General features: G+C 70.0%; 25 protein-coding genes. 7 read left to right on the forward strand and 18 right to left on the reverse strand.

Going from position 1 to position 25418, the window contains the following annotated elements; genetic code table 11:
* Nucleotides 1-42: 42 nt before the first annotated feature.
* The 3 genes from ruvC to QRD43_RS07975 are packed head-to-tail and all read right to left on the reverse strand — an operon-like array spanning nt 43 to nt 2277.
* A complete protein-coding gene (gene ruvC, locus QRD43_RS07965) occupies nt 43-591 on the reverse strand; it encodes a crossover junction endodeoxyribonuclease RuvC (protein WP_285981953.1) in 549 nt (182 codons plus the stop codon).
* 52 nt (nt 592-643) lie between these two features.
* Nucleotides 644-1651 carry a phosphatidate cytidylyltransferase gene (locus QRD43_RS07970; RefSeq protein ID WP_285981954.1) on the reverse strand — a complete coding sequence of 336 codons (1008 nt, stop codon included), beginning with the start codon at nt 1649-1651 and terminating at the stop codon, nt 644-646.
* On the reverse strand, nt 1648-2277 hold the full coding sequence (locus QRD43_RS07975; protein WP_285981955.1) for a lysophospholipid acyltransferase family protein: 630 nt from the start codon (nt 2275-2277) through the stop codon (nt 1648-1650). Before QRD43_RS07975 ends, QRD43_RS07970 begins: the two co-directional genes overlap by 4 nt.
* Before the next feature lie 112 nt (nt 2278-2389).
* Here QRD43_RS07975 and QRD43_RS07980 point away from each other — a divergent pair, with 112 nt between their 5' ends.
* Nucleotides 2390-3082 carry a cupredoxin domain-containing protein gene (locus tag QRD43_RS07980; RefSeq protein WP_285981956.1) on the forward strand — a complete coding sequence of 231 codons (693 nt, stop codon included), beginning with the start codon at nt 2390-2392 and terminating at the stop codon, nt 3080-3082.
* Between the two features lie 15 nt (nt 3083-3097).
* Here QRD43_RS07980 and QRD43_RS07985 read toward each other — a convergent pair whose 3' ends face one another.
* From QRD43_RS07985 to QRD43_RS08015, 7 genes are all read right to left on the reverse strand, one after another.
* Nucleotides 3098-4696, reverse strand: a complete 1599-nt coding sequence (locus tag QRD43_RS07985) for a GMC family oxidoreductase (protein WP_285981957.1) — start codon at nt 4694-4696, stop codon at nt 3098-3100.
* A gap of 71 nt (nt 4697-4767) precedes the next feature.
* On the reverse strand, nt 4768-6186 hold the full coding sequence (locus QRD43_RS07990) for a coniferyl aldehyde dehydrogenase (RefSeq protein ID WP_285981958.1): 1419 nt from the start codon (nt 6184-6186) through the stop codon (nt 4768-4770).
* Nucleotides 6187-6697: 511 nt separating this feature from the next.
* Complete coding sequence (gene purH, locus QRD43_RS07995) at nt 6698-8278, reverse strand: bifunctional phosphoribosylaminoimidazolecarboxamide formyltransferase/IMP cyclohydrolase (RefSeq protein WP_285981959.1); 1581 nt, start codon at nt 8276-8278, stop codon at nt 6698-6700.
* A gap of 52 nt (nt 8279-8330) precedes the next feature.
* A complete protein-coding gene (locus tag QRD43_RS08000) occupies nt 8331-8564 on the reverse strand; it encodes a Fis family transcriptional regulator (RefSeq protein ID WP_285981960.1) in 234 nt (77 codons plus the stop codon).
* Nucleotides 8561-9655, reverse strand: a complete 1095-nt coding sequence (gene dusB, locus QRD43_RS08005; RefSeq protein WP_285981961.1) for a tRNA dihydrouridine synthase DusB — start codon at nt 9653-9655, stop codon at nt 8561-8563. Before dusB ends, QRD43_RS08000 begins: the two co-directional genes overlap by 4 nt.
* Before the next feature lie 60 nt (nt 9656-9715).
* A complete protein-coding gene (locus QRD43_RS08010; RefSeq protein WP_285981962.1) occupies nt 9716-10129 on the reverse strand; it encodes a DUF3052 domain-containing protein in 414 nt (137 codons plus the stop codon).
* Nucleotides 10130-10142: 13 nt separating this feature from the next.
* On the reverse strand, nt 10143-10964 hold the full coding sequence (locus QRD43_RS08015) for a substrate-binding periplasmic protein (RefSeq protein ID WP_285981963.1): 822 nt from the start codon (nt 10962-10964) through the stop codon (nt 10143-10145).
* Between the two features lie 180 nt (nt 10965-11144).
* Between QRD43_RS08015 and QRD43_RS08020 the strand changes: the two genes are divergently transcribed.
* Together QRD43_RS08020 and QRD43_RS08025 are read left to right on the forward strand one after the other, a co-directional pair.
* The gene (locus QRD43_RS08020; RefSeq protein ID WP_285981964.1) at nt 11145-11639 is read left to right on the forward strand and encodes a YqaA family protein; all 495 of its coding nucleotides are present in this window, start codon (nt 11145-11147) and stop codon (nt 11637-11639) included.
* A 128-nt stretch (nt 11640-11767) separates the two neighbouring features.
* A complete protein-coding gene (locus tag QRD43_RS08025) occupies nt 11768-13255 on the forward strand; it encodes a carboxypeptidase M32 (RefSeq protein WP_285981965.1) in 1488 nt (495 codons plus the stop codon).
* A 169-nt stretch (nt 13256-13424) separates the two neighbouring features.
* Here QRD43_RS08025 and QRD43_RS08030 read toward each other — a convergent pair whose 3' ends face one another.
* From QRD43_RS08030 to QRD43_RS08040, 3 genes are all read right to left on the reverse strand, one after another.
* Nucleotides 13425-14048, reverse strand: coding sequence for a DUF642 domain-containing protein (locus QRD43_RS08030; RefSeq protein ID WP_285981966.1), 624 nt, complete (start codon nt 14046-14048; stop codon nt 13425-13427).
* A gap of 174 nt (nt 14049-14222) precedes the next feature.
* Entirely contained in the window at nt 14223-15542 is a 1320-nt protein-coding gene (locus QRD43_RS08035) for a patatin-like phospholipase family protein (RefSeq protein WP_285981967.1), read from the reverse strand.
* 154 nt (nt 15543-15696) lie between these two features.
* The gene (locus QRD43_RS08040; RefSeq protein ID WP_342399034.1) at nt 15697-16413 is read right to left on the reverse strand and encodes a phasin family protein; all 717 of its coding nucleotides are present in this window, start codon (nt 16411-16413) and stop codon (nt 15697-15699) included.
* Nucleotides 16414-16699: 286 nt separating this feature from the next.
* Here QRD43_RS08040 and QRD43_RS08045 point away from each other — a divergent pair, with 286 nt between their 5' ends.
* Both QRD43_RS08045 and QRD43_RS08050 read left to right on the forward strand, forming a co-directional pair.
* Entirely contained in the window at nt 16700-18694 is a 1995-nt protein-coding gene (locus tag QRD43_RS08045; RefSeq protein WP_285981969.1) for an SDR family oxidoreductase, read from the forward strand.
* A 107-nt stretch (nt 18695-18801) separates the two neighbouring features.
* Nucleotides 18802-19323: a DUF1801 domain-containing protein gene (locus QRD43_RS08050; protein ID WP_285981970.1), complete on the forward strand. Its 522-nt coding sequence runs from the start codon at nt 18802-18804 to the stop codon at nt 19321-19323.
* A gap of 115 nt (nt 19324-19438) precedes the next feature.
* Here the strand turns inward: QRD43_RS08050 and QRD43_RS08055 are convergent, their stop codons facing one another.
* The 3 genes from QRD43_RS08055 to QRD43_RS08065 all read right to left on the reverse strand — a co-directional run bounded on the left by QRD43_RS08055 (nt 19439) and on the right by QRD43_RS08065 (nt 20930).
* On the reverse strand, nt 19439-19936 hold the full coding sequence (locus QRD43_RS08055; RefSeq protein ID WP_285981971.1) for a DUF4440 domain-containing protein: 498 nt from the start codon (nt 19934-19936) through the stop codon (nt 19439-19441).
* Nucleotides 19937-20067: 131 nt separating this feature from the next.
* Entirely contained in the window at nt 20068-20445 is a 378-nt protein-coding gene (locus QRD43_RS08060) for a hypothetical protein (RefSeq protein WP_285981972.1), read from the reverse strand.
* Between the two features lie 143 nt (nt 20446-20588).
* Nucleotides 20589-20930 carry a YciI family protein gene (locus tag QRD43_RS08065; RefSeq protein WP_285981973.1) on the reverse strand — a complete coding sequence of 114 codons (342 nt, stop codon included), beginning with the start codon at nt 20928-20930 and terminating at the stop codon, nt 20589-20591.
* A 187-nt stretch (nt 20931-21117) separates the two neighbouring features.
* Here QRD43_RS08065 and QRD43_RS08070 point away from each other — a divergent pair, with 187 nt between their 5' ends.
* Nucleotides 21118-22356, forward strand: a complete 1239-nt coding sequence (locus QRD43_RS08070) for a hypothetical protein (RefSeq protein WP_285981974.1) — start codon at nt 21118-21120, stop codon at nt 22354-22356.
* An 18-nt stretch (nt 22357-22374) separates the two neighbouring features.
* On the opposite strand, the gene QRD43_RS08075 is transcribed toward QRD43_RS08070, so the two are convergent.
* Both QRD43_RS08075 and QRD43_RS08080 read right to left on the reverse strand, forming a co-directional pair.
* Nucleotides 22375-22998, reverse strand: coding sequence for a YdeI/OmpD-associated family protein (locus QRD43_RS08075; RefSeq protein ID WP_285981975.1), 624 nt, complete (start codon nt 22996-22998; stop codon nt 22375-22377).
* Nucleotides 22999-23283: 285 nt separating this feature from the next.
* Entirely contained in the window at nt 23284-24318 is a 1035-nt protein-coding gene (locus tag QRD43_RS08080) for a zinc-binding alcohol dehydrogenase family protein (RefSeq protein WP_285981976.1), read from the reverse strand.
* A 106-nt stretch (nt 24319-24424) separates the two neighbouring features.
* Between QRD43_RS08080 and QRD43_RS08085 the strand changes: the two genes are divergently transcribed.
* Complete coding sequence (locus QRD43_RS08085) at nt 24425-25414, forward strand: LysR family transcriptional regulator (RefSeq protein WP_285981977.1); 990 nt, start codon at nt 24425-24427, stop codon at nt 25412-25414.
* Nucleotides 25415-25418: the final 4 nt, after the last annotated feature.

A 25418-nucleotide genomic window follows, 5' to 3' on the forward strand; every position in this document is an offset into this window, starting at 1 on the left:
TGCTAGGGCGTCAGGCTGGCGCGGGGCTTGCGCCGGGCGCGCTCAGTACGTCCGCCCGCCCTTGAACTGCGCATGCTGCTTGCGCTGCAGCGTCGTGTGCCGTTCCATGGCCTCGAAGGTCACGCGGGCGTGGGCATGCATGATGGCGATGCCCAGCGCGTCGGCCGCGTCCTTGCCCGGCACGCCTGGCAGGTTCAGCAGGCGCTGGACCATGAGCTGGATCTGCTCCTTGGCGGCCTGCCCATGGCCGGCGATGGCCTTCTTCATCTGCACGGCGGTGTACTCCGCCACCGGCAGCTCGCAGGAGACGAGCGCCGTGATCGCGGCCCCGCGGGCCTGCCCGAGCAGCAGCGTGGACTGCGGGTTCACGTTCACGAAGATGATCTCGATCGCCGCGCACTGCGCCTCGTAGCGCTGCTGCACCTCGCGGATGCCGTCGTAGAGGATCTTGATGCGACCCGGCAGATCGCCCGTGGGCACGCCCGAGGTCTTGATCGTGCCGCTGGCCACGTAGGCCAGGCGCGGGCCGTCCGCGTCGATCACGCCGAAGCCGGTCGTCTGCAGGCCGGGGTCGATGCCCAATATCCTCATCGCTGACCCCCTCGGGGGGCCTGGCACGAAGTGACAGGTTCGGGGGCCGTCATCACAGGGGCAGCCTGAAGTACCAGCGCACCGAATGGAAGAACACCGGCGCGGCAAAGCACAGCACGGCGATGCGGTCCAGCAGGCCCACGGCGCCGGTGATGTTGCTGCGGTTGCCCCAGTACTCGACGCCCGCGTCCTTCTTCAGCGCCTTCATCACGAGCGCGCCGAAGCTGCCCGCGCCGGCCGCGATGAAGGACATCACCAGCGCCTGCCCGGCCTTGAAGGGCGTGATCCAGTACAGCAGCGTGCCCACCACGGCCGCGGTGAGCGTGCCCACCCACCAGGCGCGCATCGAGAAGCTGCGGCTGATGCGGCGGGCCAGCGGCCGGCGGCGCAGGCGCTTGGCGGCCAGGTACTGCGCGATCTGCCCGCAGGCCGAGACGATCACCAGGAAGAAGAGCAGGAAGGCGCCGCGGCCCTGGTACTCGGGGTAGCTGGGGAAGTCCAGCAGCAGCAGGGCCGGCGCGTGCGAGAGCCCGTAGACGCAGACCATGATGCCCCACTGGATCTTGGCGTTGCGCTCCAGGAAGCGGCGCGGGTCGTCCGCCAGCGCGCTGGCCACCGGGATGGCCAGGAAGGCGTAGACGGGGATCAGCACCGAGAAGATGTCGAACTGCCGCGTGCCCACCAGCACGTACTGCAGCGGCAGGATCACGAAGAAGGCGAGGAGGAGGCTGCGGTGGTCGCCGCGGCGCGTGTGCATCAGCGTGATGAACTCGCGCAGCGCGAGGAAGCTGAACACGCCGAAGAGCAGGGTCGCGCCCACCGGGCCCGAGATCCAGGCGGCCCAGAACAGGCTCGCGAAGAGCCACAGCATGTTCAGTTCGTGGCGGAAGCGGCTCCAGCCGCGGTGCCAGTCGCTGTCGTCCTCGTCATCGGCCCGCTTCTTGAGCGAGAAGAGGAAGCTGCCGATGCTGGTGAGCATCAGCGCGCCGAAGAGCATCACGAACAGGAAGGCGACCTGCTCGCTGGAGTTGAGGGACTTGACCCAGCGCAGCCCGCTCATTCGCGCCACCCGCCGGGTTTGAGGGCCATGACTTCGGCACGGGCGCGCTCGAGGAAGGCGCGCTTGTCCTCGCCGTCCTTGATCTGCATGGGGGCGCCGAAGGTGACGGTGCACAGGATGGGCACCGGCACGACTTCACCCTTGGGCATGACGCGCTGCACGTTGTCGATCCAGGTGGGAATGAGCTTCACGTGCGGGAACTGCTCGGCGAGGTGGTAGAGGCCGGCCTTGAAGGTCTGCGGCTCGCCCTTGTTGGAGCGGGTGCCTTCCGGGAAGATCACCAGCGAGTCGCCCTTGGACAGGGCCTCGACGAGCGGCTCCAGGGGGTCTTCGTCCGGCGTGCTGCGGGTGCGGCTGACGTAGATGGCATTGAAGACATTGGAGGTGAGCCAGGTCTTGAGCGGGCTGGAGGTCCAGTAGTCGCGCGCGGCGATGGGCCGGGTCGCGGCGCGCAGTTCGCGCGGCAGCGAGGCCCAGATCAGCACCCAGTCGAAATGGCTCTGGTGGTTGGCGAAGTAGATGCGCTGCTCCGCCATGGGCGGGCAGCCTTTCCAGTGGCCCTGGGCGCCCGTGATCAGGCGGGCCAGGAAGGCCAGGAAAAGGCCGGTGGAGTCGGCAATGGACATGATGGGCGGGATTCTAGGGGGCCGGCGCACGGCCCGGCGGCCCTAGGATGGAGAGGAAACCCCAGAGTAGGGCGCCCGTCGGCGCGCCCATCGACCCAAGGAGACCCCGGTGATGCATCGACTTCCCTCGTTGTTCAGGCCCCTGCTGCTGGCGGGCATCGTGGCGGTGCCGACGGCCCTGTGGGCGGCGGATGTGCAGATCCAGGTGCTGGACCGCAGCGGCAAGCCCTTGCCCGAGGCCGTGGTGCTGCTGGACACCCAGCAGCCCGGCCCGCGCCCGGCGCCGCAGCTGGAGCAGACGATCACCCAGCAGCAGATGCGCTTCCAGCCGCAGGTGAGCGTGGTGTCGCCCGGCGCCCGGGTCGTCTTCACGAACCTGGACAAGTGGAACCACCACGTGCGGGGCGGCCTGAGCGGGCCGGGGGGCGTCTACCTGGACCCGACGCAGGGCTTCAGCTTCAAGCTGTCCGCCCGGCGGGAAGGCCAGCCCCTGGCCACCGCGACGCAGCAGCTGAGCCAGCCCGGACCCTACCTGCTGGGCTGCCATCTGCACGGCTCCATGCGGGGCCATGTCTACGTCAGTGACACCCCCTGGGCGGCGGTCAGCGACGACAAGGGTCAGGTCGTGCTCGCCGGTGTGCCCGACGGTCCCGCACGGGTGCGTGTCTGGCATGTGGACCAGCTGGTGGACGGGGCGCCGCAGGCCGTGCAGGTCGGCGGGGCCGGCGGCCCGGTGAAGCTCGCGACGTCCATCGAGGCCCGTGCCCGCAAGCCCCTGGCGGAGGAGCGGCCGCCCGGGTACTGAGGGCGCGGCGCCCGGTCAGCCGGCCGCGCGCATCATCAGCGCGGCCTTCTCGCCGATCACCATGCTCGGCGCGTTCGTGTTGCCACCGATCAGCGTCGGCATGATGGAGGCATCCACCACGCGCAGGCGCTCAAGGCCATGCACGCGCAACTCGGCATCGACAACGGCCATGGGGTCGCGGCCCATGCGGCAGCTGCCGACGGGGTGGTAGACGGTGTCGACGCGGCGGCGCAGCAGCGCGCGGATCTCGTCGTCGGTGTTTGCCTGGGCCTGCCACAGCTCGCGGGTCCAGAAGGCGCGCAGCGAGGGCTGGCGCATCAGCTCGCGGCTCAGCTTGAAGCCTTCCATGAGCTCGTCGACATCGGCCGGATCGGCGAGGAAGGCGGGGTCGATGAGCGGGGTGTCCTCGACGCGCGGGCCGCCCAGGCGCACGCTGCCGCGACTGCTGGGGCGCAGCAGGCAGACGTGGCAGGAGAGCCCGTGGCCGAGGCCCAGCTCCCGGGCGTGGTCGTTCACGAGCGCGATGACGAAGTGCAGCTGCACATTGGGCAGGGCCAGCTCGGGACGCGTCTTGAGGAAGCCGCCGCACTCGGCGAAGTTGGAGCTGATCATGCCCCGGCGCTCGCGCCGGTAGCGGGCGATGTTCTGCGCCAGGCGCACGCCGCCCTTGAGCGAGATGCCCACGGTGTCGAGGCTCTCGCTGAGGTAGCCGTGAACGAAGTCGGGGTGGTCCTGCAGGTTCTCGCCCACGCCGGGCAGATGGTGCTGCACGGGGATGCCGAGGTCCTGCAGATGCGCGCCCGGGCCGATGCCGGAAAGCATCAGCAGCTGCGGCGTCTGCAGCGCGCCGGCGCTGAGCACGACTTCGCGGCGGGCCTCGATCTGCACGCGCGGGCCGCCGAGGCGCATCTGCACGCCCACGGCGCGCCGGCCCTCGAGCAGCACGCGCTCCACCTGCGCGCCGGTGATGACACGCAGGTTGGGACGCTGGCGGTTCGGCTCGATGTAGGCCCGCGCGGCACTCCAGCGCTCGCCCTGGTGCTGCGTGACCTGGTAGACGCCGATGCCTTCCTGGTCGGGCCCGTTGAAGTCGTCGGTGATCTTCAGGCCCATGGCGCGGCCGGCGTCGAGCCAGGCCTGGTGCAGGGGGCTGTCGGTGCGCAGGTCGCTCACCTTCAGCGGACCGTCCTGGCCGTGCCAGGGGCCGCCGAGGCGCTCGTTGGCCTCGTTGCGGATGAACAGGGGCAGGAGGTCGTCGAAGGCCCAGCCGGGGTTGCCGAGCGCGGCCCAGTGGTCGTAGTCGGCGCGGTGACCGCGGACGTAGACCATGGCGTTGATGGCCGAGGAGCCACCCAGTGTGCGGCCGCGCGGCTGGTAGCCCCGGCGGCCGTCGAGCCCGGCCTGGGGCACGGTCTCGAAGGCCCAGTTGTTGAGCGTGGTGGGGATCTGGAAGACGCCCGCGGTGGGCGTGTTCACGACCCAGCCGTCCCCCCGGCCGCCGGCCTCGATGAGCAGCACGTCGACCGACGGGTCCTCGCTGAGGCGCGCAGCGAGCGCGCAGCCGGCGGAGCCGCCGCCGACGATCACGTAGTCATGGCTCTGGTCGAAGATCATGCCGCTCGGTCCTTCTCGTGCGTTTGCTGGCGACTGGGGTCAGGTCTTGCCCGGCGCGGGCCGGGCAGGGCTCAGACGATCTTGCGCAGCAGTCCGAAGATGGTCTTGAAGGTGTCGCCGTAGGGCGGCTGGAACAGGTGCGTGCCGGCGAAGCGGGACTGGACGAACACCGGCTTCAACTTGCTGAAGGTGTCGAAGCCCCATTCGCCGTGGTAGGCGCCCATGCCGCTGGCGCCCACGCCGCCGAAGGGCTGGGACTCCTGGCCGAGGTGCCAGATGCAGTCGTTGATGGTGACGCCGCCGGCGTGGGTGCGGGCCAGCACCTGCTCGCGGGCGCGGCGGTCCTCGCCGAAGAAGTACAGCGCGAGCGGGCGGTCGCCGGCGTTCACCTGGGCGATGGCCTGCTCGAGGCTGTCGTAGGGGACGATGGGCAGGATGGGGCCGAAGATCTCCTCGCGCATCAGCTGCATGTCGGCGCTGGGGTTCAGCACGACATGCGGCACGAGCTTGCGGCCGGCGCCGGGATCCAGCTCCTGCGGGTGGCTGGGCAGGAGCTCGGCGCCCTGGGCCTGGGCGTCGTCCAGCAGCTGCTGCAGCCGGGCGCGGTGGCGGGGCGTGGCGATGCTGGTGTAGTCGGGGTTGGCATGCACGGTGGGCACCATGCGCTGCCAGTGGCGCAGCACGGCCTCGGCCAGGGGGCGGACCATGTCGCGCGGGGCGAGCACGTAGTCGGGCGCGACGCAGGTCTGGCCCGCGTTGAGGAGCTTGCCGTAGGCGAGGCGCGAGGCGCTCAGCTCCAGATGGCAGCTGCGGTCGAAGATCGCGGGGGACTTGCCGCCCAGCTCCAGCGTGACCGGGGTGAGGTTCTTCGCGGCGGCCTGGGCCACGTGGCGGCCGACGGCGGTCGAGCCGGTGAAGAAGAGGTGGTCGAAGGGCAGGGCCGAGAAGGCGCGAGCGAGGTCGGCGTCGCCGTTCACGACCGTCATCTCCTCGGGGCTGAAGTGCTCGGCGACCATGCGGGCCATGAGGGCGGAGGTCGCGGGCGTCAGCTCGGAGGGCTTGATCATCACGCGGTTGCCGGCCGCGAGGGCGGCGAGGGCGGGGCCGGTGGTGAGGTAGTAGGGGTAGTTCCAGGGCGCGATGATGCCCACCACGCCGAGTGGCTGGGGCATGAGCGCGTTGCTGCCGGGCATGAAGTGCAGGGCCGTCGGCATGCGGCGGGTCTTCATCCAGCTGCGCAGGTGCTTGAGGGCGTGCTCGGCGCCGGTGATGCTGGTGAAGACCTCGGCGAGCATCGTCTCCTGGTGGGCGCGGTGCCCGAAGTCCTGGGCGATGGCCTCGCACAGCGCCTGCTCATTCTTGCGCGTCATCTCGATGAGGCGCTTGAGGCGGTCCTTGCGGACGGCCAGGCTCGGCATCGGCTCGCGGGCATAGGCGGCGCGCTGGCTCTCGAAGGCCAGCTGCAGGGCTTCCTGGGTCGAATGTTCCATGGCGGTGTGTCTCCTGCCGCGAGGCTAAGCCCAAACTGCGGTGCCACCAAGCGTGGCGACCCTCGGCTAGAGAAGCTCGTCTAGTCGCGGAGGTGACACCGGCGGCTGTGCCGATCCCGCCTGCATTGGCTGGCGCATCGCCGGGACGCGGGGGGCGGGATTGCTCCGTGTCCCCCGCCGTCGCCTGCGGCGCCGGCTCCTCCTTTACCTGCGCAATCCCGCCCCCCGCATCCCGGCTCGGGCACGATGGAGTCCTGACCCGATGACTGTGGCGCTGCACCGAAGGTGGAAGCCCTGAGCCCCAAGAACAAAGAAGCCCACCGGTGCAACCCGGTGGGCTTCGTTCAGTCTGGCGCCGCGCTGGAGGTGTCAACGCCATCCACAGGACCGCATCAAGAGCGCTCGGCACAGCCGGCGCTCGCCCCCAGCGACGACCGCTGATCCGGCTCTGCCGGGCAGTCGGTCGTGCCCCCTTGAGGGGGCGGCCGTCAGGCCGTAGGGGGTGGTCCAGTCAATGCCTAAAGTGGCGCACGCCGGTGAAGACCATCGCCACGCCGCGCTCGTTGGCGGCGGCGATCACTTCCTCGTCGCGCATCGAGCCGCCCGGCTGGATCACGCAGCTCGCGCCGGCGTCGGCCAGCACGTCCAGGCCGTCACGGAACGGGAAGAAGGCGTCGCTCGCCACCACGGAGCCCTTGAGGTCCAGGCTGGCGTTGGCGGCCTTGATGGCGGCGATCTTGGTGGAGTCCACGCGGCTCATCTGGCCGGCACCCACGCCCAGGGTCATGCCGCCGCCGCAGAAGACGATGGCATTGCTCTTGACGTACTGGGCCACGGTCCAGGCGAACATCAGGTCTTCCAGCTGCTGGGCCGAGGGCTGCAGGGTGGTGACCACCTTCAGGTCAGACGCCTTCAGGAAGTGGTTGTCGGCGCTTTGCAGCAGCAGGCCGGAGCCGATGCGCTTGCTGTCGCCCAGGTTGCGGCCCTGCAGCCACGGCGTGTCGCCGCCCGGGGGCAGGGCGATTTCCATCAGGCGGACGTTGACCTTGCTCTTGAAGATCTCGCGGGCCTCGGCGCTGAAGCCGGGGGCCATCAGCACCTCGACGAACTGCTTGGACACCAGCTCGGCCGCGGCGCCGTCCACCTCGCGGTTGAAGGCGATGATGCCGCCGAAGGCGCTGGTCGGGTCGGTCTTGAAGGCCTTGGCATAGGCCTCGGCCGGCGTGGCGGCCACGGCCACGCCGCAGGGGTTGGCGTGCTTGACGATCACGCAGGCCGGCGCGCTGAAGGACTTGACGCACTCCCAGGCGGCGTCGGCATCGGCGATGTTGTTGTAGGACAGCTCCTTGCCCTGCAGCTGCTTGCCCGTGACGATCGAGCCGGGGGCGGGGAAGAGGTCGCGGTACAGCGCGGCCGTCTGGTGGCTGTTCTCGCCGTAGCGCAGGTCCTGCACCTTCACGAAGGTGCTGTTCATCTGGGCCGGGTAGGCGGCCAGGCTGCCGTCGTCCTGGCGGGCGCTCAGGTAGTTGCTGATCGCGGCGTCGTACTGGGCGATGCGGTTGAAGGCGGCCACGCTGCAGGCAAAGCGGGTCTTGTCGCTGGTCTTGCCGTGGGCCTTGAGCTCCTCCAGCACGCCGGCGTACTGGCCGGCGTCGGTCAGCACGGTGACGTCCTTCCAGTTCTTGGCGGCGCTGCGCACCATGGCCGGACCGCCGATGTCGATGTTCTCGATGGCGTCTTCCAGCGTGCAGCCGGGCTTGGCGACGGTGGCCTCGAACGGGTAGAGGTTGACGGCCAGGATGTCGATGGTGGCGATGCCGTGATCGGCCAGCGCCTTCATGTGCTCGGGCAGGTCACGACGGGCCAGCAGGCCGCCGTGGATCTTCGGGTGCAGGGTCTTGACGCGACCGTCCAGCATCTCGGGGAAGCCGGTGTGGTCGGCGACCTCGGTCACCGGCAGGCCGGCGTCGGCCAGCAGCTTGGCGGTGCCGCCGGTGGACAGCAGGCGCACGTTCAGCGCATGCAGGGCCTGGGCGAAGTCGACGATGCCGGTCTTGTCGGACACGGAGATCAGGGCAGTCAGTTGCGTCATGGTGGACTCGGGATGGTGGGGATTCGGGGGCGGGCGGCGCGGGCCGTCGCGCTCAGAGCAGCTCGTGGTCGCTGAGCTTGCGGCGCAGGGTGTTGCGGTTGATGCCCAGCCATTCGGCGGCCTTGCTCTGGTTGCCGTCGGCCTTGGCCATCACGACTTCCAGCAGCGGCTTCTCGACCAGCTTGATCACCATGTCATGCATGGAATGGGGCACCTCGCCTTCGAGGTCCCGGAAATAGGCCTCGAGGTTCTCGCGGATGCACTGGTCGATGGGTTTGGGCGTCATGCCGATAGCCTTTGTTCTTCTGCGTCGTCGTCGTTGGCCGCGTCCAGGGCGGGCGGGAGATAGGGCAGGCGCTCGTGCTGGTCGGCCAGGGCGGCAAACCAGTCGGAGAGGGCCCGGACCTGCGCCTCGCAGCTGTCCAGCCGGTTCATGGCCTGGCGGAAATCCTCTCCGCCGGGCAGCGCCTTCACGGCCCAGGCGATGTGCTTGCGCGCGCTGCGCATGCCGCTGTCGCTGCCGTAGAGGCTGTAGTGGTCTTGCAGATGCTCGAGCAGCCAGTCGCGGGCCTCGAGCACGCGCGGGGCGGGCAGGTGCTCGCCGGTGGCGAGGAAGTGCGCGATCTCACGGAAGATCCACGGCCGGCCCTGCGCCGCGCGGCCGATCATCAGGGCATCGGCACCGGTGTGCTGCAGCACCTGCAGCGCGCGCTCCGGGCTGTCGATGTCGCCGTTGGCCACGACCGGGATGCCCACCGCAGCCTTCACGGCGCGCAGGGTGTCGTGCTCGGCCAGGCCCTTGTAGCCCTGCTCGCGGGTGCGGCCGTGGATGGTCAGCATCGCAATGCCGGCCTCCTCGGCCATGCGGGCGAGCGCCAGCGCGTTGCGCGCCTCGGCGCTCCAGCCGGTGCGCATCTTGAGCGTGACGGGCACGTCGAAGGGGCGGCAGGCCTCGACCACCGCTCGGACGATCTCCTCGGCCAGCGGCTCGTTCTGCATCAGCGCGGAGCCGGCCCACTTGTTGCAGACCTTCTTGGCCGGGCAGCCCATGTTGATGTCGATGATCTGGGCGCCGCGCTGGATGTTGTAGACGGCCGCCTCGGCCATCATCTGCGCCTCCGTGCCCGCGATCTGCACGGCGATGGGGGCGGTCTCGCCCTCATGGTTGGCACGGCGCGAGGTCTTGAGGCTGTTCCAGAGGTCCTTGCGCGAGGTGACCATCTCGGAGACCGCATAGCCCGCGCCGAGCCGCTTGCAAAGCATGCGGAAGGGGCGGTCCGTCACCCCGGCCATGGGCGCCACGAACAGCCGGTTCGGCAGCGCATGGGCGCCTATCCGCAGCGGCGTGGCCAGCGGTGAGGGCAGGTGGGAGGACATGGGAGGGGGTGGGCGGCTGCTCAAAAAAGAGGCAAGATTATACCGCCCCGCCCCCCGCACTCAGCGCAGGGCCTGGCGCACGACCAGCTTCAGGCCCGACCAGACGGCGTCGACCGCGCAAACCTTCACGTCCACCCAGCCCAGCGGCAGGGCCTGCTCGCGGATGACGTCCTCGGTGATCGTGGTCGGCACGCGGGACGCTTTCTTCGGCCAGGAGATCCAGACGACGGCGTCCGGGCGCAGGGTCCGGCGCCAGTCCCGCAGCAGGGCGGCGAGCGACTCGGCGTCACTCAGGAAGGCATGGGCGATGTCGACCGCCGGCGAGGCCGTCTCGACAAAGGTCAGCGCCGGCGGCCGCGGGACGAGCGTCGTGTCGAGGTAGCCGGGTGGGGCCCCGAGGAGGAGCAGTCGCTGCCCGTCCTCAAGCCCCAGCTTGCGGGCCAGCGGCGTGCCGGAGTAGCCCGCGGGGGTCATGCGGCGTCCGGCGTCAGGGCTGGGTCGGCTGCACGGTCTGCTTGCGCCAGAGCTGGATCGACTGGCTGATCCAGTCGTTCATCAGCGGGGTCTTGGCGAGCTTGTAGACCGCGCGGGCCAGCTTGCCGCGCAACTCCGGCGTGTTGCAGGCGGACTTGTGGGACAGCGTCAGGTGCAGCGGCTCCTTCGCCACGGCGCCCTCGAGCTGGCGAACGTCCGTGATGCCCATCTTGGCCAGGAAGGCATCGCCGGGGCCGTCCTCGTAGACCAGGTAGTCGGCGCGGCCCTTCTGCAGGATCTGGATGGCCTGCTCCAGGCTCGCCACCTGCGTGATCTTGAGGTTCTCGCGCGCGTAGCGGTCGAAGTCCTCGCCGAAGCTGTTGTTGATCACCGTGACGCCCTGGCGGCCCTGCAGGTCGCCCCAGCGGCGGTACTTCAGCTTGCTGCCTTCCTTGGTCCAGACCGCCGAGCGGGTGTCGCGGAACGAGGGGTGGAAGTAGTCCATGTACTCGGTGCGCGGCACGGTGAAGAAGGCCCCGGCGATGAGGTCCACCTTGCCGGCGCGCACCTCTTCCTGGACGCGACCCCAGGGGCCGACGTAGCGCACCTCGATCGGAATGCCGATCTCCTTGGACAGCCACTGCATCATCTCGGCGTTCGCGCCGATGAGGCGGTTGTCGTCCTCCGGCGAGCGCCAGAGATAGGGCGGGTACTGCGGATTGCCGGAGGCCAGCAGGTGCCGGCAGGCCTCGTCGGCAAAGGCCGGACGGACCAAGCCCAGCGCCGGACCCAGCAAGGCCAGACAGACGACTCCGGTTCTTGAGATGTTCAGCATGCCAGTGACCTCTTGGCCGTGCGCCCCGTCGCGCACTGTCGACGGTCGGACCGGCCTGCGGATTCTGTGCCGCGCCGGTCCTGCTTGTGCGTTCCCTGAATCAATGAGTGTGCATGCCTTCCGTCATGGCTGCAACCCGCCGGCGCAAGGGACTGTGGCGTCCCTCGCATAATGGCCCGCATGGAGCAATCGCTGATGGACGCGCTGGCCACGCTGCTGGCCTTCTTCTCGCTGCCGCAGGTCGGCCTGCCGGCGCTGTTCTTGATCGCCCTTTTCTCGGCCACGCTGCTGCCGCTGGGCTCGGAGCCGGCGGTGCTGGCGCTGGTCAAGCTGGAGCCGACGCTGTTCTGGCCGGCGGTGCTGGTGGCCACGGCAGGCAACACGGTCGGGGGCGGCATCACCTGGGCCATGGGTTACGGGGCGGAGCGCGTCTACGAAGGGCGCACGCACCACAGCCCCGGCAACCGCGCCCTGCGCTGGCTGGAGCGCTTCGGCCCGAAGGCCTGCCTCCTGAGCTGGCTGCCCGTCGTGGGCGACCCGCTGTGTGCCGTGGCGGGCTGGCTCAAGCTGCCGTTCTGGCCCTGCATGCTCTATATGCTGATCGGCAAATTCCTGCGCTACCTCTGCATGACCGCGCTGCTGCTCTGGGTTTTCCCGGGCCAGTGGGGGGCTTGATCCAGCGCAAAGCCGGCCACAATCCCTGCCATGCGGCGCGGGCTGCCCGCCTGCCGGACGCCGGGCGTCGAGGAAACGCCCTTTCATGAAAAGGCCCGGGCACGGGCCGAACCGCCAAGAGAATCCCCATGAGCAAGACCGCCTACTCCGCGCTGTGCGCCCGCCATGTGCGCATGTACCGCCTCTCCCACCTGCACTCCATCGCGTCCTGGGACCAGTCCGCCAACATGCCCGCCAAGGGCAACGAGGCGCGCTCGCTGGCCCTCGCCGAGATGGGCGGCCTGCTGCACCAGCTGGCGACTGAGGCCGAGCTCAAGGGCCTGCTGGACGCGGCGGCACAGGAAGACCTCGATGACGTTGAGCGCGCCAACCTGCGCGAGATGCAGCGGGCCTGGCGCGCCAGCAATGCCCTGCCGCAGTCGCTGGTCGAGGCCAAGAGCCTGGCCAACTCGCGCTGCGAGCATGCCTGGCGCAGCCAGCGTCCGGCCAACGACTGGTCGGGCTATGTCGAGAACCTGCGCGAGGTCGTGCGCCTCGCCCGCGAGGAAGCGCGCTGCCTCTCGGCGGTGACAGGTCTTGCCCCTTACGACGCCCTCATGGACCAGTACGAGCCCGGCATGCGCTCGGCCGAGGTCGACCGCGTCTTCGGTGATCTGCGCCAGTGGCTGCCGGGGCTGATCCGCGACGTGCTGGAGAAGCAGTCGCGCGAGACGGTCCTCCGCCCGGTGCCGCCCTTCGCGCAGGCGGCGCAGAAGGCGCTCGGCCATGACGCCATGCAGCTGATGGGCTTCGACTTCGAGGCCGGCCGCCTCGACGAGAGCGCGCATCCCTTCTGCGGCGGCGTGCCCGAGGACGTGCGCATGACCACGCGCTACCGCGAGGACGACTTCCTGCCGAGCCTCATGGGCACCATCCACGAGACGGGCCACGGCCGCTACGAGCAGAACCTGCGCCGCGACTGGCTGGGCCTGCCCATCGCCAATGCGCGCTCGATGGGCCTGCACGAGAGCCAGAGCCTGTCCTTCGAGATGCAGCTGGGCAGCCACCCCGGCTTCGCGGGGCTGCTGCGACCGCTGGTGGTCCGCCATCTGGGCGACCAGCCGGCCTTCGAGGTGGGCAATCTGAACCGCCTGCTGACCCGCGTGAAGCCGGGCTACATCCGCGTCGATGCCGACGAGGTCACCTACCCGGCCCACGTGATCCTGCGCTATGAGATCGAGCGGCCGCTGATCGAAGGGCAGATCGAGGTGGAGGACATCCCGGCGCTGTGGGACGCCAAGATGCAGGAGCTGCTGGGCCTGGACACCCGCGGCAACTTCAGCGACGGCCCGATGCAGGACGTGCACTGGGGCGCCGGCCTCTTCGGCTACTTCCCCTGCTACACGCTGGGCGCGATGTATGCGGCGCAGTTCTTCGCCGCCATGCGCCGCGAGACGCCGGACCTCGATGCCCGCATCGCGGCCGGTGACCTGGCGTCGGTGTTCGACTGGCTGCGCAGCCGCATCTGGAACGAAGGCAGCCGCTGGGAGACGCCGGAGCTGGTGCGCCGCGCCAGCGGCGAGGCGCTGAACCCGGCGCACTTCCAGGCCCATCTGCGCGCCCGCTACCTGGGCTGAGGCCCCGGGCGCGGCCCGCCGGCGACGGCGGGAGGCTGCACCAACAAGAAGAGGCCCCGCGGGGCCTCTTCTCGTTTTCTTCTTCTGGAACAGCAGCTCGGCGGCTGCGCGGTGCGGGTACGTGCCCGCGCCGTTTTTTCAACGACGTCTCTTGCGGACCCTGTGAGGGTCAGGCCTTGCGGCGGCGTGCCATGAACAGGGCCGCGGCGGCGCCGGCCAGCAGGGCCAGGCTGCCGGGTTCCGGCACGGTGCTCTTGGCGGCGGCGTTCGCCACCTGCGTCACGGACACGGCATCCAGCGAGGTGCCGAAGCCGTCCGACTTGCCCACGCCGCCGAAGCGCAGCGTGGTGCTGGTGCCCGTGGCGACGAAGTCCTGCTCGAAGCGGGTCCAGGCGGTGGTGAGGTCCTGGCCGACCACGCCGCTCAGGGCGTCGACGGACCAGTTCAGGCCGTTGCTGTTGGCGCCCTGGCTGTCCGTGCGGTTGGCCCAGACGAAGCTCAGGTGGTAGGTGGCGCCGACGATGGTCGTGAAGCTCTGCGAGATCCAGCTGTTCTTGGTGGTGTCCAGCTCGACGAAGTTCAGGCCGTCGAAGGCCTTGCCCGCCACGTTGTTGCGCACTTCGATGCCGAAGGGGCCGGCGGCCCAGTTCGTCAGGCTGCCGTAGATGCTCCAGGAATTGCCGCCCTGGACGTCGGATTCGAAGCTGCCGTTCTTGACGAGGTTGATCGGAGCGGCCTGGGCCAGGAGGGAGGCGGCGCCGAGGCCGAGGGCGAGGAGGAACTTCTTGGACACGATGCGAACGGCTGAAAATGCACCGGCGGTGCGATGGTTGAATTGTTCAGGGAGGCCCCGCGGGAGGGACCCCCTCATGCGGTGGGGTCAGGCCTTGCGGGGTGTGACGCCCGTCACGCTTGCCTGCGTTTCAGGCTGAAGGCGCGCCCGAGGGGCGGTGCGCCGGGCCCGCGCTCAGGGCGCGTGCACGCCATGGCGCGCCTCGAGCAGGCTCAGGGCCTGATCCAGCCGGGCCATGGCGATGGCGGCACGGCTTGGCGTCTTGAGGGCGCCCGGCACCAGCTCGCGCTTGCTGTCGCACAGGCGGTCCAGACGCAGCGTCAGGCCGTGGCGCGCCAGGGTGGGGGCCAGGTCTTGCGCACGCTCCAGCAGCTGGCGCCGCGTGGCCTGGTAGGCATGCTCGGCCAGGTGCCGGCGCTGTGAATAGCTGAAGGTGTTGGCCATGAACAGCTCGGCGTCGCGCTTGTTCGGCTCGAACAGCAGGATGTCGGTGTCGGGGTGGCTGCGGGCGTAGCCCTTCATGCCCAGCTCCAGCCGCGAATGGATCAGCGAGCGCAGGGTCTGCGACAGCACGACCGGCAGTCCGCCGTCGACCAGGCGCGGGATGCGCTGCCCCTTCGGCCGGCTGCTGCGGTGCGGCTCGTGCTCCTGCACGCCGGGCTCGCCTTCGTACGGCACCAGCGGGTTCAGGCACAGCAGCAGGTCCAGCCCTTCCTGCAGCAGCACGGAGGCGTGGATGGTCTTCTTCAGCGCGCCGTCGACGTAGAAGCGGCCGTCGATCTCGACCGGCGGGAAGAGGCCCGGCAACGCGGCGCTGGCCTGCACGGCCTTGGACACGGGGACGTGGTCCCAGCCGGGCAGGCCGAAGGGCACGGCCTCGCCGCTGTCGAGGTCCGTCGCGACCAGCACGAGGCGGTGGCGCAGCTTGCGGAAGTCGTCGCTGCGGCCCGGGCGGCTGAACTGCGCGTGCAGCTGCTCGGCGAGGGCCTCGCCGGACAGCAGACCGGCCGGCAGGGCGCGGCCGAGACGCTCGAAGGCGCCGAGCACGGAGCGACCCTGGACCAGCGTCTGCCACAGCGCCGTCCCGACGAGGCCGGGCACGGTGCGCAGGCGGCGCCAGTACTCGTCCCAGGCGGGGTGCAGCAGCACCGAGGGGTCGAAGCTGTCGGCCGAGCGGGCGCTGTTCTCGATGAAGGCTTCGGAGAGGTCGCGCGGCGAGAGGCCGTTGATGAGGCCGGCCGCGATGAAGCCGCCGGCGCTGACGCCGATGTAGCTGCTGCAGTTGCGCAGGTCCAGGCCGTCGATGGATTCCTCGAGCGCGCACAGGGCGCCGATCTCGTAGATGGCGCCCAGCGGGCCGCCGCCGGCCAAGGCCAGGCCGATCCGGGGACCGTCCTTGGGCCGGTCGGCACGCCGCCGCCTCGGTGCTGCGGTGGCGGCCGGGGCCGAGGGCCGGGCGCGCGACGGGGAGCGGGGGCGGGAGCTGGCGTTCATGCGATGGCGGATCCTGTTTGTCTCGCTCAAGAAACGGACACGCCGCCTCGGTGAGCCTCGCCCCGACGGAACGGGACTGGCGCGAGGCGGCAGGTCACGGGCGCTCTGGCGGCGCCTTGCGGGCCCCGCTCAGGCAGGGCCTCGTGCGTCAGGCTCAGGCCTGCGCGGCTTCGGCGGCCGGGGCTGCAGCCGCCGGAGCGGCCGGCTTGGCGGCGGCCTTGCGGGCGGCGGGCTTCGCAGCGGGCTTGAACACGGCCGTCTTGGCAGCCGGCTTGGCGGCGGGCTTGGCCGCAGGCTTCGACGCCTTGGCTGCCGGCTTGGCCGCGGCCTTCTTGGCAGCGGGCTTGGCAGCAGGCTTGGCGACGGCCTTCACGGCCTTCTTGGGCGCGGCCTTGGCGGCAGGCTTGGCGGCCGCAGCCTTCTTGGCCGGCTTCTTGGCCGGGGCGATGCCCACGGCGGCGCTCAGCGCATCGATGCGGGCGATCAGCTGCTCGACGTCCTTGCTGCTGGGCACGCCCAGGCGGTTCAGGGCGCGGGCGACGCGTTCCTCGAAGATGGTCTCGAGCTTGTCCCAGTGCTGGCCGGCCTTGGCACCGACTTCACCGGCCATGCCGCTCATCTTGTTGGCCACGGCACCGATCTTTTCCTCGGCGGCGGACTGGGTCTTCTTCTGAAGCTTCATGCCTTCCTTCACCAGGGTCTCGAAGACCTTGCCACCTTCGCCCTGGGCCTTGGAGAAGGCACCCAGGCCGGCGGCCCAGATCTGCTGGGCGGAATCCTTGATCGTCTGGGCAACCTGGTTGTCCAGCAGGCCGGCGGGCAGTGCACCACCGAAAGCGCTGTTGGAGGCGGCCTTGTTCTTGGCAGCCATTTTCTGCAGCTTCTTGACCATTGTTGAGTCCTTTTCTTGAGGTGGAACTACGCGAGAGTCGCTGAACTTTTCCACGCGGCATTGTGGCGCCGGCGCAGGCCCTCCAGCAGGGATGGAACCACTATAGGCCCGGGGGGACGGTGCCGCTCATCCAATCCTAGTGTGCGGTCTCTATGCTCTAGAGTCGGCCCTGGGGAAAGCGCGCAGCGGTGAAACCCGGGGTTTGGACAAGAATCGTCGCGCAGCTTCGCCTCCAGAGGCCAACCAAGAACACAGGAGAGACACGATGCAGTACTTCGTCACGGGCGCCACGGGCTTCATCGGCAAACGGCTGGTCAGGAAACTCCTGGCCCGGCGCGGGAGCACGGTGTACTTCCTGATGCGCGAGGAGAGCCGCGACAAGCTGCCGGAGCTGCTGGCCTGGTGGGGCGTGAGCAAGACGCGGGCGATCCCCGTCTACGGCGACCTCACCGGCAAGAAGCTGGGCGTGAGCAGCGAGGACATCAAGAGCCTCAAGGGCCAGATCGACCATCTCTACCACCTGGCCGCCGTCTACGACCTCAAGGCCGACGAGGAAAGCCAGATCCGCACCAATGTCGAGGGCACGCGGAACATGATCGACTTTGCCGCGGCGATCGACGCCGGGCACGTGCACCATGTCTCCTCCATCGCGGCGGCCGGCCTGTACGAGGGCGTGTTCCGCGAAGACATGTTTGACGAAGCGGAAAACCTCGACCACCCCTACTTCAACACCAAGCACGAGAGCGAGAAGCTCGTGCGCAAGGACTGCCGGAAGCCCTGGACCGTCTACCGCCCCGCCATGGTCGTGGGGGACTCGCAGACCGGCGAGATGGACAAGGTCGACGGCCCCTACTACTTCTTCAAGCCCATCCAGCGGCTGCGCCAGATCCTGCCGCCGTGGATGCCCTCCATCGGCCTGGAGGGCGGCCGCGTCAACATCGTGCCGGTGGACTACGTGGTCAACGCGCTGGACCACATCAGCCACCAGGTGAAGGGCGGCGGCGGCTGCTTCCACCTCGTCGACCCCGTGGGCTACCGCGTGGGCGACGTGCTGGACATCTTCTCCAAGGCCGCGCACGCGCCCAAGATGAACCTCTTCGTGAATGCGGCCCTGCTGGGCTTCATCCCCAAGAGCGTCAAGAAGGGCCTGATGGCGCTGGCGCCCGTGCGCCGCATCCGCCACGCCGTGATGAAGGACCTCGGGCTGCCCGAGGACATGTTCACCTTCATCAACTACCCCACGCGCTTCGACTGCCGCGAGACCGAGAAGGCGCTCAAGGGGTCAGGTATTGCCTGCCCCAATCTGCATGACTACGCGTGGCGGCTTTGGGACTACTGGGAGCGCCACCTCGATCCGGACCTGATGATCGACCGCAGCCTGCGCGGCGCGACTGCCGGCAAGGTCGTGCTGGTGACGGGCGGCTCCTCGGGCATCGGCCTGGCGGCCGCGAAGAAGTTCGCCGAGGCCGGTGCCATCACCATCATCTGCGCCCGTGACGAGGGCAAGCTCGAGGAGGCCGTCAAGGAGATCCGCGATCACGCCGGCAAGGCCGCGCAGGTGCACAGCTACTCGGCGGACATCGCCAGCGAGGAGAGCTGCGCCGGCATGATCGCCTGGATCAACGAGAACTTCGGCGGCGTCGACTTCCTCATCAACAACGCCGGCCGCTCCATCCGTCGCGCCATCGAGTCCAGCTACGACCGCTTCCACGACTACGAGCGCACCATGCAGCTGAACTACTTCGGCTGCCTGCGCGTCACCATGGGCCTGCTGCCGGGCATGGTCGCGAAGAAGAAGGGGCATGTGGTCAACATCTCGTCGATCGGGGTGCTGACCAACGCGCCGCGCTTCTCGGCCTATGTCGCTTCCAAGGCCGCGCTGGACGCCTGGACGCGATGCGCCTCGAGCGAGTACGCCGACCTCGGCATCACCTTCACCACCATCAACATGCCCCTGGTGCGCACGCCCATGATCGCGCCCACCAAGATCTACAACAACGTGCCGACCCTGGCGCCCGAAGAGGCCGCCGACATGATCGCCCAGGCCTGCATCGCCAAGCCCGTGCGCATCGCGACGCGCCTGGGCATCACGGGCGAGCTGATGCACGCGCTGGTGCCGCGCGTGGCGCAGATCGTGATGAACACGAGCTTCCGCATGTTCCCCGACAGCGATGCGGCCAAGGGCGAGAAGGGCGGCAAGCCGCAGCTCTCGCCGGAGGCCATCGCGCTGCAGCAGATGATGCGGGGGATCCACTTCTGAGGCCGGCAGGAGCCCTGCATGTGCCCCTTGGCCGCCGGTTGCTGGCCGCCAGTTGCTGGTCGCGGCCCTGTCCTGATCCCCGGGGGGCGCGAGGGACGTTCGGGGCCATGACCGAGGAGCGCAGACCCCTGCAGAAGTCCGCGCCCGCCCTTGATCCCGACGCCTACCTGGCCTCACTCGCCGGCTGGCAGCGCCTCTACGTCCAGGCCGTGCGCACCGAGACGCTGGCCGCGGCGCCCCTGGCCGAGACCGTCACGTGGGGCCACCTCGTCTATCACTCCAACGGTCCGGTGCTGCTGATCCGCGCCGAGCCGCAACGCGTGCTGTTCGGCTTCTGGCGAGGCCAGCGCCTGCGCGCCATCGAGCCCCGGCTCAGGCCGGGCGGCAAGTACGAGATGGCCACGCTGGAACTGCACGCAGACACCCCGCTTGAACGCGCCGTCGTGGGGCGTCGGGTGAGGGAGGCGGTGGCGCTCAATGGGGTGATGGGGCATCACCCTCCCTCACCGCCCACCTCACGGCCCACCTCGCCGCAAAGCGCCGCCGCAGCGCCGCGAATTTCAGCGTCCTCCTTGAGGCAGCGTGGCGGGGCTCAGGCTTCTGGAGCGCCAGCAGCAGGTCGCGGGTGAGCCGCTTGAAGATCAGGAGGTGGGCCTGCCACTGCTTGTCATTGCGCGTCGCGATCACGACCACGGCGCGCTTCTCGGGCAGGAGGAAGACCGCCATCCCGCCGGTGCCTGCCCCTCAGAGGCTGCGATGGCCGAAGCTGAGCACGCGGGTGATGACCCATCGGTCCTGCTCCTGGTGCCAGATGATGACGAAGTCGGCGGCGCCTTCGCAGGCCCCGGACTGGAGCTGGCAGAACTGATGGACACCCGTGGAGATCGCCCCGAAGTCCTTGATGGGGTAGACGCGCAGGCTGCCTGGCACGAGTTCGCGGCGGAAGTTGCCGCAGACATGCTTCTGCGTGTTGGCGATCATGTCCTTGCGGTTCCAGGTCACGCCGCCGTTGTCGTGATAGAACTCCACGGTCTCGGAGAAGTACCCGGCATGCCTGTCGAGCTGGCCAGGCGCCGCGCAGGTGTTGAAGGCGGAGAACACCTCGGCATCCAGCTTGGCAATCTGCTCGAAGAGCGGGCCCGAAACCTCCGGCGCCGGCGCGGTGGACGCGGGCGCGCTCAGGGCGCTGCCGGCGGCGATGCTCAGGAGGGCGAGTATCGAGAAGGCGGTGTGAGTCTTCAAAGCTGCTCCAGGTGGGTCCGTGTTGCAAAGGTTCCGCCGGCATGGGGCGGCGTCTTCACATGCTCCCTGGCACTCGGTCGAAGCGCAAATCCGATGCGACAGAACGCAAACTTCGGCGACCCGGCGGTGGCCTATCGGCAGGCCCCCGTCTCTCGAACGACATAGTCCCCGCGCGGCAGCCCCCGCACACGGAACTCGAGGACCATCGGGAAGGCAATGGCCGGAATCGGCTCGCCCGGCGCGTGGGTTCTCTGGCGGGTCGCATAGCAGAGGTGCAGCGCCTGCTTGCTGCTGACGACGCGGGCGCCGGTCTCGACGATCGATTCGGAGCCTGTGCCATGCCCCAGGGCCCAGGCCGACAGCGTGCCGTCCTTGTTCCACGAGGGCTTGGGCAGGGGCTTGTCGTAGGAGGCCCAGGCATCCATCTCGGTATGAATCTTCAGGCTCACCTCGGCGGCCTGCAGCGGGAGCGACAGCGGCAGCAGGCAAATAGGGAGGAGGGCGCGCATCGCTGGCAGGGTCTCTCCGAAGGTCAGCGTGGCGCGGCCCGGAGGCCGGGTGTCCGCTGAGGAGAAAGATGGGTGCGCGTCATCGTAGCAAGACCTGACCCCTGCCAGGGGGCCCCCGGCGGCTCGGCTTCCGCCCTGCGCCCTCAGCTCTCCGGGTCGTCGCCGAACTCCCGCAGCTCCTGCGCACACCGGCAGGCCGCGGCGATCCTCGCAGACCACAGCAGGGCGTCCTCGCGCGAGGGAAGTTCCAGCACGCAGAAGCCGCCGTCAAGCTCCCGGGTCTGGGGATAGGTTCCATGGCTGACCGAGCCGTCCGGGGCGACCCTGACGGGCGCGACTGCGCCGTTGATGCCGCCTCCGAACACATACACGCCGGCCGCCTTGGCCGCGCGGATGACCTGGCGCGCGGCCTCGCCGACAGCGGGCAGGTCCTCGGCGGGGACAGTCATGGCGGGGGCGGGGAAGGAGATCAGAAACTTCGTCATCGTTCGTCCTCCGGGATCATCGGCATTGTCGGGGAAACCGTCCCATGCGGACGGCAAGGGGGCGGCGCGGGGCCGCCTCGCCCTGCCGTGCAGGCCGGCGCTGTCACAAATGTTTGCAGCGGGCCCTCAATCCCCCTGCTTCAATGCGAGCCGAACGGCGGCGGCCCCTCGCCGCGCGGAGTGAGTGATGCGACGCAACAAGATCAAGCAGACGGGCCAGGCCGGCCTGCTGGCCTGTTCGATGGCCCTGGCCGCCTGCGGCGGTGGCGGTGCAGACTCGCCTGCACCTGCACCTGCACCTGCACCAACGCCTTCGCCTTCGCCGACACCGACACCGACACCCACGCCCACGCCCACGCCCACGCCCACGCCCGGCGCTGCCCCGCAGCTGGGCGGCTGCGACGTCTTCCCCGCCACCGCCGTCTTCAACACGCGCATCGACGACGCGCAGCGCTTCCCCGTGCACGCCAGCAGCGCCACCTGGATCGCCAGCATCGGCACGACGCGCGCTTTCCATCCGGACTGGGGCACGAACGAGAACCCGCAGCAGACGGTCGATTACTACGGCATCCCCTTCAACGTGGTCGACGGCAGCAGCACGCCCTCGGCCACCACGGCCTGGCCGACGGTGTCCTTCCACCCGATGGACCCGCGGGCCGGCAGCGGCGACGGCGCCCCCGACGAAAGTGACTGCGCGGCGCCGGCGGCGGGTGGCTACGAGATCACGCGCAACTGCAGCACGCTGCCGGCGTCGGGCCGCCGCTTTCCCTTCCCGCGCGACGAGCTGCTGAAGGCCGAGGGCGGCGCCTGCAACGATGCGCGGCAGTGCGGCGACCGGCATGTCCTCGTCGTCGAGCAGGGCCGGTGCCGGCTGTGGGAGAGCTATGCCAGCTACCAGCTCAATGGCCAGTGGTACGCCTACTCGACCGCCGCCTGGGACCTGAAGAGCCCCGCGATGCGGCCGGACACCTGGACCTCGGGCGATGCCGCCGGCCTGCCGATGCTGCCGCTGCTGGCGCGCGCCGCCGAGGCGACGGCCGGGGAGATCCGCCATGCCTTGCGCATCACGCTGCGCGACAGCGTGATGGCTCGCAGCCACGTCTGGCCCGCCCGCCACCATGCCGGGGGAGACACGCCCGGCGGCGTGCCCTTCGGCGCCGTCCTGCGGCTGAAGGCCGGCTTCACGCCGCCCGCGGCCTGGAGCGCACAGGCCAAGGCGCTGGCCCTGGCCATGCAGCGTTACGGGCTCTACGTGGCGGACATCGGCTCCGACCTCTACGTGCAGGGCGAGCCCAGCGCGCAGTGGCAGGACGCGACGATCTCCCAGCTGAAGACGCTCAAGGCCTCGGACTTCGAATTCGTGGACCTGGGCGCCATCACGGGTGACAGCCGCTTCCGGGGCGACTCGTTCCAGGCGAGCTGGTAGGCGCGATCGTCGCCCCGGTCAGGCCCTGGACGTGGGCTTGGGCTTGAAGAGGTGCACCGTCTCGCCCCGCGCGAGCATCGCCACGAGCTGGGCGATGCGCCGGGCGCGGGTCTCGGGCTTCACGGCGGTCTGGATGCGCCACAGCACGGCGTAGCGATTCGCCGCGTTGAGGGTGGCGAAGAAGTCCCGGGCGGCCGGCTCGGCGTCCAGGGCCGCCCGCAGGTCCTCGGGCACCGTGGCCGTGCGCGCGCTGTCGTAGGCCTGGGCCCAGCGCCCGTCCGCCTTGGCGGCCTCGATCTGCGCATGGCCCGGCGCCTGCATGCGGCCGGCCTCGATCAGCGCGGCCACCTTCTCGACATTGACCTTGGACCAGAGGCTGCGCGCGCGCCGGGGCGTGAAGCGCTGCAGGAAGTGCTGCGCGTCGAGGCTCTTCTTCTGGCCGTCGATCCAGCCCCAGCACAGCGCGATCTCCACCGCCTCCGCGTAGGTGACGCTGGGCTCGGCCGCGCCCTTCTTGGCGATCTGCAGCCACAGCCCGTCGGACGTGGCGTGGTGCTTGCGCAGCCAGGTCTCGAAGGCGCGGGCGTTCTTGAACAAGGACGGCGCGTCCTGACTGACGGAGTCGGGCTTGAGGGCAGGCATCGTGCGAGTGTGCCGCAATCCTCCTGCGCCAGGCGCCCTCGCGCCGCCTCGCCCACCCCAGCACGAGGGCCCAATCCAGAGCGCCTAACCCAGAGCGCCCGGCGCTCGCCCCGGCACGACACCCGAAGGGCCGGCTTCACCGGCCCTGCGGGTGGGCCCCCTGGGGGGCTGAGGCTGTGCACCAACGCGCCACCAACGCGCCACCAACGCCCGGCGTCTGTGCCGGACGAAGGACCGGGCCTCGGGCCCGGTGCGGCCGGCCAGGCGCCGAAGGTCAAAGGGGGATCACCACTCCAGAACCAGCTTGCCCTGCGTGTGCCCGCTCTCCAGCTGGGCGTGGGCCCGCTTCAGGTGATGGGCGTCGACGGGCCCCAGCACCTCGCTGAGCGTGCTGTGCAGCGTGCCGGCGTCGGCCCACTGTGCCAGCTGCGCCAACAGGCGGCCCTGCTCGGCGATGTCGTGCGTCTGGTGCAGCGGGCGGGCGAACATCATCTCCCAGTGCAGGGACACGGCCTTGCCCTTGAGCTGCATGACGTCGAGTGCGCCGGCCTCGAAGTCGTCGATCAGGGCCAGGCGGCCCTGCGGCTCGATGAGGGCGATGAAGTCCGCGAAGTGCTGCGGCGTGTGCGAGAGGCTGGCGATGTGGCGCACCGGCGGCACGCCCTGGGCCGCCAGCGCGGCGACCTGCGGCGCCAGCGGCTGGCGATGGTCGATGACGTGATGCGCGCCCAGCGCCTTCAGCCGCGCCACCTCCTGCGGGCGCGAGCCGGCATCGCCCAGCGTCGCGATCACGGTCAGGTGGGGCTGCCGGCGCGCCAGCTGCAGCAGGATGGAGCCCACGCCGCCGGCCGCGGCCGTGACCAGCAGGGCCACCGGGCGCTCGGGGGACTGCTGCACCTGCAGGCGGTCAAAGAGCAGCTCCCAGGCGGTGATGCCGGTGAGGGGCAGGGCGGCGGCCTGCGCGTCGGTCCAGCGTGCGGGGGCGTGGGCGGCGATGCGGTGGTCCACGGCCTGCCACTCGGCATAGCTGCCCGGGCGGTTGATCTCGCCCGCCCACCACACGCGGTCGCCGACGGCAAAGCCGCTCACCGCGCTGCCCAGGGCGCGCACCACGCCCACGCCGTCCCAGCCCAGGATCTGCGCCTGCCCGTCGGCCGAAGCGCGGCGCTGGCGCACCTTCACGTCCACGGGGTTGACGGCGATGGCGCGGACCTCGACGAGCAGGTCCTGCGGGCCCGGCTGCGGCTCGGGCAGGGTGAGGTCGATGAGGGACTCGGGGGCGCTGATGGGCAGGGACTGGTAGTAGCCGACGGCTTTCATGGAAGGACTCCTGGTGTTGCGTTGCAGACCACGGTGGTGTGCATGACCGGAACTGTGCGGCGAACGGGACTTTCAAACCAGCGGTTCTGGCATCATTCAGCTTCAAATGAAAATTGAAAATACCTCCGAGCTCCGCCTGCTGGTGGAATGCGCCCGCCGCGGCAGCCTGAGCGCCGCCTCGCGGGAGATGCAGCTGAGCCCGGCCGCCGCGAGCGCCATGCTCAAGCGCCTGGAGACGCGCCTCGGGGTGCGCCTGATGGAGCGCAGCACGCGGGCGCTGCGCCTCACGGCCGCGGGCGAGCAGCTGCGGGAGTACGCGCAGCGCGCGCTGGAGCTGCTCGACGAGGGCCTGGCGCAGGTCAGCGAGGCGCCGCTCGCGCTCAAGGGGCGTGCCGGCGAGCGGCTGCGCGGCCGGATCCGCCTGAGTGCCTCGAGCGACCTGACGCGTCAGTGGCTGCTGCCGATGCTGGAGGACTTCCTCGCGCAGCACCCGGCCGTCGAGCTGCACCTGAGCGTGAGCGACTCGCTGCAGGACATCTTCAAGGACGAGATCGACGTCGCGCTGCGCTACGGGCAGCTGCCGGACTCCAGCCTGGTGGCCCGCCGCCTGGCGCTCGTGCGGCGGGAGATCGTCGCGAGCCCCGCCTACCTGAAGCGTGCGGGCACGCCCCGCTCGCTGGAGGACCTGGCGAAGCACGACTGCATCACTTTCCGCATCCGCAACCGCCATGAGCGCGCCTGGCGCCTGCGACCCGCCGAGACGCCGGACGCCGAGCCGGTGAGCGTGCCGGTGCAGGGCCGCCTGAGCACGGATGACGGCGAGATCGCCCACCGCTGGGCGCTGGAGGGGCTGGGCCTGATCCACAAGAGCGAGCTCGACGTGCGCCGGGCGCTGCGGGAGGGCACGCTGGTGCGCGTGCTGCCAGGCTGGGTGGGCGACGAGCTCCCGCTGCATGCCGTGATGCCGAGCCAGCGTTTCCTCCCTCTGCGCGTGCGGGCGCTGGTGGACCACCTCGTGGCCGGCTTCGCCGCCTTGCCCGCTCCTCGCACGGCGAAGGGCAGGGGCAAGCCCGCCCCACGCGGCACGCCGCGCTGAATGC

The organism is Roseateles subflavus, assembly GCF_030285365.1.
GTDB classification, from domain to species: domain Bacteria; phylum Pseudomonadota; class Gammaproteobacteria; order Burkholderiales; family Burkholderiaceae_C; genus Roseateles_B; species Roseateles_B subflavus.

Bases quoted from the DNA above. Each gene is read 5' to 3' on its own strand.
- ruvC (WP_285981953.1), bottom strand. From the start codon at position 591: ATGAGGATATTGGGCATCGACCCCGGCCTGCAGACGACCGGCTTCGGC.
- QRD43_RS07970 (WP_285981954.1), bottom strand. From the start codon at position 1,651: ATGAGCGGGCTGCGCTGGGTCAAGTCCCTCAACTCCAGCGAGCAGGTC.
- QRD43_RS07975 (WP_285981955.1), bottom strand. From the start codon at position 2,277: ATGTCCATTGCCGACTCCACCGGCCTTTTCCTGGCCTTCCTGGCCCGC.
- QRD43_RS07980 (WP_285981956.1), top strand. From the start codon at position 2,390: ATGCATCGACTTCCCTCGTTGTTCAGGCCCCTGCTGCTGGCGGGCATC.
- QRD43_RS07985 (WP_285981957.1), bottom strand. From the start codon at position 4,696: ATGATCTTCGACCAGAGCCATGACTACGTGATCGTCGGCGGCGGCTCC.
- QRD43_RS07990 (WP_285981958.1), bottom strand. From the start codon at position 6,186: ATGGAACATTCGACCCAGGAAGCCCTGCAGCTGGCCTTCGAGAGCCAG.
- purH (WP_285981959.1), bottom strand. From the start codon at position 8,278: ATGACGCAACTGACTGCCCTGATCTCCGTGTCCGACAAGACCGGCATC.
- QRD43_RS08000 (WP_285981960.1), bottom strand. From the start codon at position 8,564: ATGACGCCCAAACCCATCGACCAGTGCATCCGCGAGAACCTCGAGGCC.
- dusB (WP_285981961.1), bottom strand. From the start codon at position 9,655: ATGTCCTCCCACCTGCCCTCACCGCTGGCCACGCCGCTGCGGATAGGC.
- QRD43_RS08010 (WP_285981962.1), bottom strand. From the start codon at position 10,129: ATGACCCCCGCGGGCTACTCCGGCACGCCGCTGGCCCGCAAGCTGGGG.
- QRD43_RS08015 (WP_285981963.1), bottom strand. From the start codon at position 10,964: ATGCTGAACATCTCAAGAACCGGAGTCGTCTGTCTGGCCTTGCTGGGT.
- QRD43_RS08020 (WP_285981964.1), top strand. From the start codon at position 11,145: ATGGAGCAATCGCTGATGGACGCGCTGGCCACGCTGCTGGCCTTCTTC.
- QRD43_RS08025 (WP_285981965.1), top strand. From the start codon at position 11,768: ATGAGCAAGACCGCCTACTCCGCGCTGTGCGCCCGCCATGTGCGCATG.
- QRD43_RS08035 (WP_285981967.1), bottom strand. From the start codon at position 15,542: ATGAACGCCAGCTCCCGCCCCCGCTCCCCGTCGCGCGCCCGGCCCTCG.
- QRD43_RS08040 (WP_342399034.1), bottom strand. From the start codon at position 16,413: ATGGCTGCCAAGAACAAGGCCGCCTCCAACAGCGCTTTCGGTGGTGCA.
- QRD43_RS08045 (WP_285981969.1), top strand. From the start codon at position 16,700: ATGCAGTACTTCGTCACGGGCGCCACGGGCTTCATCGGCAAACGGCTG.
- QRD43_RS08050 (WP_285981970.1), top strand. From the start codon at position 18,802: ATGACCGAGGAGCGCAGACCCCTGCAGAAGTCCGCGCCCGCCCTTGAT.
- QRD43_RS08060 (WP_285981972.1), bottom strand. From the start codon at position 20,445: ATGCGCGCCCTCCTCCCTATTTGCCTGCTGCCGCTGTCGCTCCCGCTG.
- QRD43_RS08065 (WP_285981973.1), bottom strand. From the start codon at position 20,930: ATGACGAAGTTTCTGATCTCCTTCCCCGCCCCCGCCATGACTGTCCCC.
- QRD43_RS08070 (WP_285981974.1), top strand. From the start codon at position 21,118: ATGCGACGCAACAAGATCAAGCAGACGGGCCAGGCCGGCCTGCTGGCC.
- QRD43_RS08075 (WP_285981975.1), bottom strand. From the start codon at position 22,998: ATGCCTGCCCTCAAGCCCGACTCCGTCAGTCAGGACGCGCCGTCCTTG.
- QRD43_RS08080 (WP_285981976.1), bottom strand. From the start codon at position 24,318: ATGAAAGCCGTCGGCTACTACCAGTCCCTGCCCATCAGCGCCCCCGAG.
- QRD43_RS08085 (WP_285981977.1), top strand. From the start codon at position 24,425: ATGAAAATTGAAAATACCTCCGAGCTCCGCCTGCTGGTGGAATGCGCC.